Annotated in this window: 9 protein-coding genes; 4 read left to right on the top strand and 5 right to left on the bottom strand. The window is 70.0% G+C overall.

What is annotated here, in order from left to right; all coding sequences use genetic code 11:
• Positions 1 to 129: 129 nt before the first annotated feature.
• Positions 130 to 450: a metal-sensitive transcriptional regulator gene (locus LJ221_RS15750; RefSeq protein WP_241717367.1), complete on the bottom strand. Its 321-nt coding sequence runs from the start codon at positions 448 to 450 to the stop codon at positions 130 to 132.
• 205 nt (positions 451 to 655) lie between these two features.
• On the opposite strand from LJ221_RS15750, the gene LJ221_RS15745 reads away from it, so the two are divergent.
• Both LJ221_RS15745 and LJ221_RS15740 read left to right on the top strand, forming a co-directional pair.
• Complete coding sequence (locus tag LJ221_RS15745) at positions 656 to 1276, top strand: DUF47 domain-containing protein (protein WP_241717366.1); 621 nt, start codon at positions 656 to 658, stop codon at positions 1274 to 1276.
• A gap of 5 nt (positions 1277 to 1281) precedes the next feature.
• Positions 1282 to 2277, top strand: coding sequence for an inorganic phosphate transporter (locus LJ221_RS15740; RefSeq protein ID WP_241717365.1), 996 nt, complete (start codon positions 1282 to 1284; stop codon positions 2275 to 2277).
• A 211-nt stretch (positions 2278 to 2488) separates the two neighbouring features.
• Here LJ221_RS15740 and pstB read toward each other — a convergent pair whose 3' ends face one another.
• The 4 genes from pstB to pstS all read right to left on the bottom strand — a co-directional run bounded on the left by pstB (position 2489) and on the right by pstS (position 6587).
• Complete coding sequence (gene pstB / locus LJ221_RS15735) at positions 2489 to 3265, bottom strand: phosphate ABC transporter ATP-binding protein PstB (RefSeq protein WP_241717364.1); 777 nt, start codon at positions 3263 to 3265, stop codon at positions 2489 to 2491.
• Between the two features lie 32 nt (positions 3266 to 3297).
• Positions 3298 to 4374, bottom strand: a complete 1077-nt coding sequence (pstA, locus tag LJ221_RS15730) for a phosphate ABC transporter permease PstA (RefSeq protein WP_241717363.1) — start codon at positions 4372 to 4374, stop codon at positions 3298 to 3300.
• Positions 4374 to 5351: a phosphate ABC transporter permease subunit PstC gene (gene pstC, locus LJ221_RS15725; RefSeq protein ID WP_241717362.1), complete on the bottom strand. Its 978-nt coding sequence runs from the start codon at positions 5349 to 5351 to the stop codon at positions 4374 to 4376. The genes pstA and pstC overlap by 1 nt, the downstream gene beginning before the upstream one ends.
• Positions 5352 to 5459: 108 nt before the next feature.
• Complete coding sequence (gene pstS / locus LJ221_RS15720; protein WP_241717361.1) at positions 5460 to 6587, bottom strand: phosphate ABC transporter substrate-binding protein PstS; 1128 nt, start codon at positions 6585 to 6587, stop codon at positions 5460 to 5462.
• Between the two features lie 452 nt (positions 6588 to 7039).
• Between pstS and LJ221_RS15715 the strand changes: the two genes are divergently transcribed.
• Together LJ221_RS15715 and LJ221_RS15710 are read left to right on the top strand one after the other, a co-directional pair.
• Positions 7040 to 7405 (top strand): hypothetical protein, encoded by a 366-nt coding sequence (locus LJ221_RS15715; protein ID WP_241717360.1) that lies wholly within the window; start codon positions 7040 to 7042, stop codon positions 7403 to 7405.
• Positions 7406 to 7574: 169 nt separating this feature from the next.
• On the top strand, positions 7575 to 8855 hold the full coding sequence (locus tag LJ221_RS15710) for a PP2C family protein-serine/threonine phosphatase (RefSeq protein WP_374228471.1): 1281 nt from the start codon (positions 7575 to 7577) through the stop codon (positions 8853 to 8855).
• Positions 8856 to 8893 lie beyond the last annotated feature (38 nt).

Genomic DNA, 8893 nt, shown 5'->3' with positions numbered 1-8893 from the left:
GATACCGCCCGCCCCCCAGCGGCCGGCCGCGGCCCTGAGCGTGCCCCCGGGCTCGGCCCGGATGCCGGCCTCCCGGACCTGGCAAGGCCGGATCCGGCCAGGACGGGCGCGGGGTGAAAGGGGCGGGCGTCAGGTGCGCAGCAGCCGGGCGATGGCGGCCGTGGCCTCCGCCACCTTGGCGTCCACCTCTTCGCCGCCCTCGGTCGCCGCGTGGGCCACGCAGTGACGCAGGTGCTCCTCCAGCAGCTGGAGGGCGAAGGACTGCAGGGCCTTGGTGGACGCCGAGACCTGGGTGAGTATGTCGATGCAGTAGACATCCTCCTCGACCATGCGCTGCAGACCGCGAATCTGACCCTCGACGCGCCGCAGCCGTTTGAGGTGGGTCTCTTTCTCCTTGGCGTAGCCGTGCGGACCGTGGGCGGTCTCTGGACGGGCGTCGGTGGTCGTCATACGGTCCTCCCGTGGTCACCGTGAGGATCAATACCCCCACTGGGTATATGGTACCGAATGTTCCGTTCTGTGGTGATGGGAGGGTGGATCCCCGGGTACGGAGCGTGTGGTCCGATGGGTGACACTGAAGGACGCCGGTTCGATGTGGCCGGATGATGCGCCTAGCATCATCGAGACCGACAACGATGCACCTCGAGGAATCCCAGTGCGCTTTCGTCTGACCCCCAGGGAGACGAGCTTCTACGACATGTTCGCGGCTTCCGCGGACAACATCGTCACGGGCTCGAAGCTCCTGATGGAACTGCTCGGGGCGGAGATCTCGGCCCGGGCCGAGATCTCGGAGCGCATGCGTGCTGCCGAGCACGCCGGTGACGACGCCACCCACGCGATCTTCCACCAGCTGAACTCCTCGTTCATCACGCCGTTCGACCGCGAGGACATCTACCGGCTCGCGTCGTCGCTCGACGACATCATGGACTTCATGGAGGAGGCCGTCGATCTCGTCGTCCTCTACCAGGTCGAGGAGCTGCCCAAGGGGGTCGAGCAGCAGATCGAGGTACTGGCCCGGGCGGCCGAGCTGACCGCCGAGGCGATGCCGAACCTGCGGACGATGGCCAATCTCACCGAGTACTGGATCGAGGTCAACCGGCTGGAGAACCAGGCCGACCAGATCCACCGCAAGCTGCTGGCTCACCTGTTCAACGGCAAGTACGACGCGATCGAGGTACTCAAACTCAAGCAGATCGTGGATGTCCTGGAGGAGGCGGCCGACGCCTTCGAGCACGTGGCGAACACGGTGGAGACCATCGCGGTCAAGGAGTCCTGAACCACGTGGACACCCTCGCGCTCGTACTGACCGTCGGCGTCGCGCTCTTCTTCACCTACACCAACGGCTTCCACGACTCGGCGAACGCCATCGCCACCTCCGTCTCCACCCGCGCGCTCACCCCCCGGGCCGCGCTGCTGATGGCGGCGGTGATGAACCTGGCGGGCGCGTTCCTGGGCAGCGGCGTCGCCAAGACCGTCAGCGAGGGGCTGATCGAGACACCGCACGGCCAGAGCGGGATGGCGATCCTGTTCGCGGCCCTGGTCGGGGCGATCACCTGGAACATGATCACCTGGTACTTCGGCCTGCCGTCCTCCTCCTCCCACGCGCTGTTCGGCGGCATGGTGGGCGCGGCGCTGGCGGGCGGCATCGCGGTGTACTGGTCCGGGGTGTTCTCGAAGATCGTTATCCCGATGTTCGTCTCCCCGCTGGTCGGCCTGCTGCTCGGCTACCTGGTGATGGTGACCATCATGTGGCTGTTCCGCGGGGCCAATCCGCAGCGGGCCAAGCGGGGCTTCCGCATGGCCCAGACGGTCTCGGCCGCGGGCATGGCGCTCGGCCACGGTCTGCAGGACGCGCAGAAGACGATGGGCATCGTGGTGATGGCCCTGGTGATCGCGGATGTCCAGGACCACGGCGAGATCCCGGTCTGGGTCAAGGTCGCCTGCGCCCTGATGCTGTCGCTGGGCACATACGCCGGAGGCTGGCGGATCATGCGGACGCTGGGGCGCCGGATCATCGAACTGGACCCGCCGCAGGGCTTCGCCGCCGAGACGACGGCGGCTTCGGTGATGTACACCGCATCGTTCATGTTCCACGCCCCGATCTCCACCACCCATGTGATCACCTCCGCGATCATGGGCGTGGGCGCCACCAAGCGGATCAGCGCGGTGCGCTGGGGTGTCGCGAAGAACATCGTGCTCGGCTGGTTCATCACGATGCCGGCCGCGGCGCTGGTGGCCGCGGTGAGCTACTGGGCGGTGGAGATGGTCGCGGGCTGAGCCCTTGTCCCTGTGGTACGGGGTGCCGGTTTCGGCCGGGAGCCCTCCCCCGGGTCGCTCCCTGTGGTACGGGCTCCCGGCCGGCGGGGATGGCCGAGGGCCCGCGACATGGGACGCCCGCCCCCCGGGGAGCCGGGGGGCGGGCGTTTCGTCTTGCGGTGGCACCGCCATGCAGCACCGCAGACGGTCGGGGCGGGCCGGGGCCGGCCGATCAGCCGAAGCGGCCCGAGATGTAGTCCTCGGTGGCCTGGACCGAGGGGTTGGAGAAGATGCGCTCGGTGTCGTCGATCTCGATCAGCTTGCCGGGCTGGCCGACCGCCGCGAGGTTGAAGAACGCGGTGCGGTCCGAAACGCGCGCGGCCTGCTGCATGTTGTGCGTCACGATGACGATCGTGAAGCGCTCCTTCAGCTCGGAGATCAGGTCCTCGATGGCGAGGGTGGAGATCGGGTCGAGCGCCGAGCACGGCTCGTCCATCAGCAGTACCTGCGGCTCGACCGCGATGGCGCGGGCGATGCACAGCCGCTGCTGCTGGCCGCCGGAGAGGCCGGAGCCGGGCTTGTTCAGGCGGTCCTTGACCTCGTTCCAGAGGTTGGCGCCCTTGAGGGACTTCTCGACGACGTCGTCGAGCTGCGACTTCTTGTAGGAGCCGTTGAGCCGCAGGCCCGCCGCCACGTTGTCGTAGATCGACATGGTGGGGAACGGGTTCGGCCGCTGGAAGACCATGCCGATGGTGCGGCGGACGGAGACCGGGTCGACACCGCCTGCGTACAGGTCCTCGTTGTCGAGCATCACCTTGCCCTCGACACGCCCGCCGGGGGTGACCTCGTGCATGCGGTTGAGGGTGCGCAGGAAGGTGGACTTGCCGCAGCCGGACGGGCCGATGAAGGCGGTCACGGAGCGGGGCTCGACGGACATCGAGATGTCCTCGATCGCCTTGTGGGAGCCGTAGTACGCGGTGAGGCCGCTGACGTCGATGCGCTTGGCCATGGGAATCACTTCTCTTCTGCTCGTGGGGCCGGTCAGCGGCCGGTCTTCGGGGCCTTCCAGCGGGCTATGCCGCGGGCCACCAGGTTCAGGATCATCACGAAGGCGATCAGCACGAGGGCCGCCGCCCAGGCCCGGTCGTAGGAGGCCTCGTTGCCGTTGGCCCACTGTTCGTAGACGTAGTACGGCAGGGAGGACTGGGCGCCCTCGAAGGGGTTGTTGTTGATCGACTGGGCGCCGAACACCAGCAGCAGGATCGGCGCGGTCTCACCGGCGATACGGGCGACGGCGAGCATGACGCCCGTGGTGATGCCGCCGATCGCGGTGGGCAGCACGACCTTGAGGATGGTGCGCCACTTGGGCACGCCCAGTGCCAGGGAGGCCTCGCGCAGCTCGTTCGGGACGAGCTTGAGCATCTCCTCGGTGGAGCGCACGACGATCGGCATCATCAGGATGGCCAGCGCCATGGCGCCGGCGAAGCCGGAGTAGCCGAAGTCCAGGATGATGATCCAGAAGGACAGCACGAACAGACCGGCGACGATCGAGGGGATGCCGGTCATGACGTCGACGAAGAAGGTGACGGCCGTGGCGAGCCTGCCCCGCCCGTACTCGACCAGGTAGATCGCGGTCAGCAGGCCGATCGGCGCCGCGATCAGGGTGGCGATGCCGACCTGCTCGACGGTGCCGATGATCGCGTGGTAGATGCCGCCGCCGGGCTGGAGGGTGATCACGCCGCGCATGGAGTGCGTGAGGAAGTACATGTCCAGCACTTCGGTGCCGCGTGCGACCGTCTCCCAGATCAGGGAGACCAGCGGGAGGAGGGCGACCAGGAAGCTGACCCAGATCAGGCTGGTGGCCAGGCGGTCCCTGGCCTGGCGGCGGCCCTCGACGGCCGTGGTGAGGGCGTAGGTGGCCACGACGTAGACGATCGCGGCGATCAGGCCCCACTGGATGCGGCTGGCCAGGCCGAACGCCAGGCCCGCTCCGACGCCGACGCCCGCGGAGAGCAGGGCGAGGCCCGCGGGGGCCCAGCGCGGCAGACGGGGCTGCCTGAGGGCGCCGCCGGAGGGCGGCACGGTGACCGGGGGCTTGTCCATGACTGTGTTGCTCATCAGGCGTTCGCCCCCGAGTACTCCTTGCGGCGGGCGATGATCACCCGGGCCGCGCCGTTCACCAGAAGGGTGATGACGAACAGGACGAGGCCGGACGCGATCAGGGCGTCACGGCCGATGTCGCCCGCCTCCTTGAAGCCCGCGGCGATGTTCTGGGCGAAGGTGCCGCCGCCGGGGTTGAGGAGGCTGACGTTGATCAGGAAGTTGGGGGACAGGACGGTGGCCACCGCCATCGTCTCGCCCAGCGCGCGGCCCAGGCCGAGCATCGAGGCGCTGATCACACCGGAGCGGCCGAAGGGCAGGACGGCCATCCTGACGACCTCCCACCGGGTGGCGCCGAGCGCGAGCGCTGCCTCCTCCTGCATCTTCGGGGACTGCTTGAAGACCTCGCGGCTGACGTTGGTGACGATCGGCAGGATCATGATCGCCAGCAGGATGCCGACGGTGAACAGCGAGCGCGGGGCGCCGCCGCTGTAGGCGAAGACGCCCGTCCAGCCGAGGAACTGGTCGAGCCACTCGTACAGGCCGGTCAGGTGCGGCACCAGGAACAGGGCGCCCCACAGGCCGTAGATGATGCTGGGGACGGCGGCGAGCAGGTCCACCACGTACGCCAGCGGGGTGGCGATCCGGCGCGGCGCGTAGTGCGAGATGAACAGGGCGATGCCGACGGCCACGGGGACGGCGAGGACCATCGCGATGATCGAACTGACGATCGTGCCGTACGCCAGGACCGCGATGCCGAAGACCGGCGGGTTCGCGTTGGCGCTCCACTCGAAGGTGGTGAGGAAGTTGCCCTCGTTCGCGGCGAGGGCGACCAGGGTGCGCCAGGTGAGGAAGACCGCGATGGCGGCCATGATCACCAGCAGCGTGATGCCGGAGCCCCGGGAGAGGCCGAGGAAGATCCGGTCGCCCGGGCGGGTGGCGCCCTTGGGTGGTGACTTCTGCGGATCGGCGGAGGCGGTGGGTGCTATGTCCATTTCTTCTCCGGTCTGGGTAGGGGAGTCATCCCCTGGCGGCGGTGCACCGGATGGATCGGTCGTGCGCGGAGCGGTTCCGTACACGGACGCGGCCGGGCGCCTGCTGCGTCAGGAGATGGAGGAGATGGTCTCGCGGACCTTGGTGATGATCTCGTCGGGGATCGGGGCGTAGCCGGCGTCGGCCAGCGCGCTCTGGCCGTCCTCGCTGGCCGCGTAGGTCAGGAAGGACTTGGTCAGGTCCAGGGACTCGGCGCTGTTGCCCTTGTCGCAGACGATCTCGTAGGTCACCAGGACGATGGGGTAGGCGCCCTCGGCCTTGGTGGCGTAGTCCAGTTCCATGGCCAGGTCGCTGCCCTCGCCGACGACCTTGCCGGCGGCGATGGCCCCGGAGGCGTTCTCGACGGTGGCCTCGACGGGCTCGGCGGCGCCGGTGTCGAGCTTCACGGTCGGGATGTCGTTGCCGGTGGCGTAGGACAGCTCGAAGTAGCCGATCGCGCCGTCGTTGTTCTTGACGTTGGTGGCCACGCCGGAGGAGCCGTCGGCCGACTGGCCGCCCTCGCCGGCCCAAGCCTTGGCGGGCTCGTACTTCCAGGCGTCGGGCGCGGCGGCGTGCAGGTACTCGGTGAAGTTGTCGGTGGTGCCGGACTCGTCGGAGCGGTGGAAGGCCTGGATCTTGGCGGACGGCAGATCGGCGTCCGGGTTCAGCTTCTTGATCGCCTCGTCGTCCCACTCGGTGATCTTCGAGTCGAAGATCTTGGCGATGGTCTCGGCGTCCAGGACCAGCTCGTCCACGCCGGCCAGGTTGTAGCCGACGGCCACCGGGCCGCCGACCATCGGCAGGTTGATGCCCTGGCCGCCCTCGCAGACCTCCTTGGACTGCTCGACCTCCTCCTCCTTCAGGGCCGAGTCGGAGCCGGCGAAGCCGGTCTTGCCCTGGAGGAACTCCTGGATGCCCGCGCCGGAGCCGGTGGGCTTGTAGTTGATCGCGGCACCCTCGCAGGCCGCCTGGTAGTTCTTGACCCAGATGTCCATCGCGTTCTTCTGGGCGCTGGAGCCGGACGCGAGGAGGTTGCCCTCGCCGTCGCACTTGATGTTGCTGGCGGCCTTGGTGCTGCCGCCCTCGTCACCGCCCCCGGTGTTGTCGTCCGAGCCGCAGGCGCTCAGGACCAGCGTGCTGGAAACCACGGCGGCGCCGATGGCGAGCGTGCGGAGCCGGTTGGTGGGCTGAAGCTTCACTTCGTTCAGTTCCTTCCTGAGGCCCGCCGGTGGGGACGGCAAGCGGTGATGTTTGTCCGGTTTTCGTATTCAGCATGCGGGGCGGTCCGCGTCCGCCGGCGACTGGGCGCGCTCCCTGTGAGGCCGAAATTAGGCAGAGCAGGTGAAGCGCCTGACGGCCAAGAGTGAACGAAAGGTGAACCTCGGCGTACGGTGCAGTTGACGCTGCCGCCGGGGAACGGGGAGGCTCGGGACGGCCGGAGGGCCGGGCGGGGGCAGCGAGGGCTCCGTGCGCCCGGAGAAGCTCCACAAGAGGACCGAGAAGCTCCACAACAGCGCGGAATCGGCCACCGGGGATTACAACGCGGCCGACGGGTGGGCCGGGAGGCAGTGGCGCGAGATCGTGCGGCCGGCCCGGGCGCTCGTGCGGACCCGGGGGCAGCTGGACGATCCGAGGGACCCGGGCCGGGGCGATGGCCCGCGCGCAGTACCACGGGGTCGGGCTGCCGCCCTCCGCGCGGCCGGTACCCGGTGGCGACCCGCAGGACTTCCTGCACGGTCTCGGCCTGCTTCGCAAGGGTGATCAGGCGGTCAAGGGGCTGATCGCGAAGCCGCGGACGGCCGGCGAGGACCTCGACGGGTACGCGGACGGGGCCACCGGCCGGTGGGCGAAGTTGGAGGCGGACCGCAGGCGGAAGGCCGATGCGAGGAAGGACATCCATGTCGGCATGTACGTGGGCGACGGGGTGATGGTCCACGCGCCGCGGACCGGGCGGCGGATCACCACCGCCGGCGCGGGCTCACCGCCGATCCTCGGCGTGGTGCGGCCCGACGCGTAGACTGCCTCGGCTGGTCGCCAGTCGGCTGTTTGGCATATGCCACAAGGCATTCCGTGCAGAGCCCCGGGGCAGCTATGGTCGCCCGGGGCGTCTCCACCCTGACGCCTGTGTGCCCTCGGGGGGAGGGAAGAGGAATTCTGGCATGCCCGTATCGATGGGCGACGAGGTGATGACCGTGGCGCTGCCGCGGCAGTCCGCAGGCCCGGAGGCCGGTTCTCCCGGACTCTCCAGGCCCTCGGAGGCATCCGGTCCCTCCGGGGCCCCCGGCGGGCTGACCCTGCTCGTCATCGAGGACGACCCGGCGGGTTCCCTGGCCATCCCCGAGCTGCTCGACGCCTCCGGAGGCCGGGTGAGGGTCCGTACCGCCCGCAACCTCACCGAGGCCGGGCGGCTGCTCACCGACGATGTCCACTGCATCCTGCTCGACCTGGCACTGTCCGACGGCGCCGCCGCCGGGGGCGCCCAGGAGGGCGGGGACGAGCTGGACATACTGCGCCGGGTGCTGCGGCTGGCGCCCCGGCACGCGGTACTGGCCCTCACCGCCGAGGACGACGCCGAGCGCGCGGCCGAGGCCGTGCGCGTCGGGGCGCAGGACTTCCTCTTCCGCGACGAGCTGGACGGCCGGGTGCTGAGCCGGGCCGTCCGCTACGCGGTCGAGCGCAAGCGGGCGGACCTGGCCCAGCACCAGCTCACCGAGTCCCGGCTGCGGGCCCAGGAGAACGCCCGGCTGGAGCGCGGACTGCTGCCGACCCCGCTGCTGGACGGCTCGGAGCTGCGGTTCGCCGCCCGCTACCGGCCCGGACGCTCCCGTGCCCTGCTCGGCGGCGACTTCTACGACACCGTGCGCACCGCGGACGGGACCGTCCACGCCATGATCGGCGACGTGTGCGGGCACGGCCCGGACGAGGCGGCGCTGGGGGTGGAGCTGCGGATCGCCTGGCGGGCGCTGACCTTCGCCGGGCTCTGCGGCGACCAGCTCCTGGGCACGCTCCAGCGGGTGCTGGAGCACGAGCGCTCCAGCGACGAGATCTTCGCCACGCTGTGCACCGTCGACATCGCGCCGGACGGCCGGCGGGCCGGGCTCTGCCTCGCCGGGCACCCGGCGCCGCTGGTGGCCGGTGGCGGGCGCGGGCCGCGGCTGCTGCCGTACCACGAGGAGGGGGGCGGCCCGGCGCTGGGTGTGCTGCCGAAGGCCCGCTGGCCCCGTACCCAGGTGGAGCTGGGCGGCTCGTGGAGCCTGATGATGTACACCGACGGGCTGATCGAGGGCCGGATCGGCCAGGGCGAGCAGCGCCTGGGCCAGGACGGCATGCTCGGGATCGTCGGCAACCGGATGGCCGCCGGGCTGCGCGGCGAGGAGTTGCTGGACGCCGTACTGGCCGAGGTGCGGGGTCTCAACGGCGACGAGCTGACGGATGACGTGGCGGTGGTGCTGCTCGACCGGGGCTGACCCGGACGAGCGGCGGGCCGGGCCGTGCGGCCCGGCCC

The organism is Streptomyces sp. CNQ085 (assembly GCF_022614595.1).
GTDB lineage: Bacteria > Actinomycetota > Actinomycetes > Streptomycetales > Streptomycetaceae > Streptomyces.
The sequence above is the reverse complement of the archived record's forward strand: the minus strand, read 5'-3'. Positions and strand labels throughout refer to the sequence as shown.

Coding starts and splice junctions, on each gene's coding strand:
- pstB (WP_241717364.1), bottom strand. CDS start 3,265: ATGGCCAAGCGCATCGACGTCAGCGGCCTCACCGCGTACTACGGCTCC.
- LJ221_RS15710 (WP_374228471.1), top strand. CDS start 7,575: ATGACCGTGGCGCTGCCGCGGCAGTCCGCAGGCCCGGAGGCCGGTTCT.
- pstA (WP_241717363.1), bottom strand. CDS start 4,374: ATGAGCAACACAGTCATGGACAAGCCCCCGGTCACCGTGCCGCCCTCC.
- LJ221_RS15750 (WP_241717367.1), bottom strand. CDS start 450: ATGACGACCACCGACGCCCGTCCAGAGACCGCCCACGGTCCGCACGGC.
- LJ221_RS15715 (WP_241717360.1), top strand. CDS start 7,040: ATGGCCCGCGCGCAGTACCACGGGGTCGGGCTGCCGCCCTCCGCGCGG.
- pstC (WP_241717362.1), bottom strand. CDS start 5,351: ATGGACATAGCACCCACCGCCTCCGCCGATCCGCAGAAGTCACCACCC.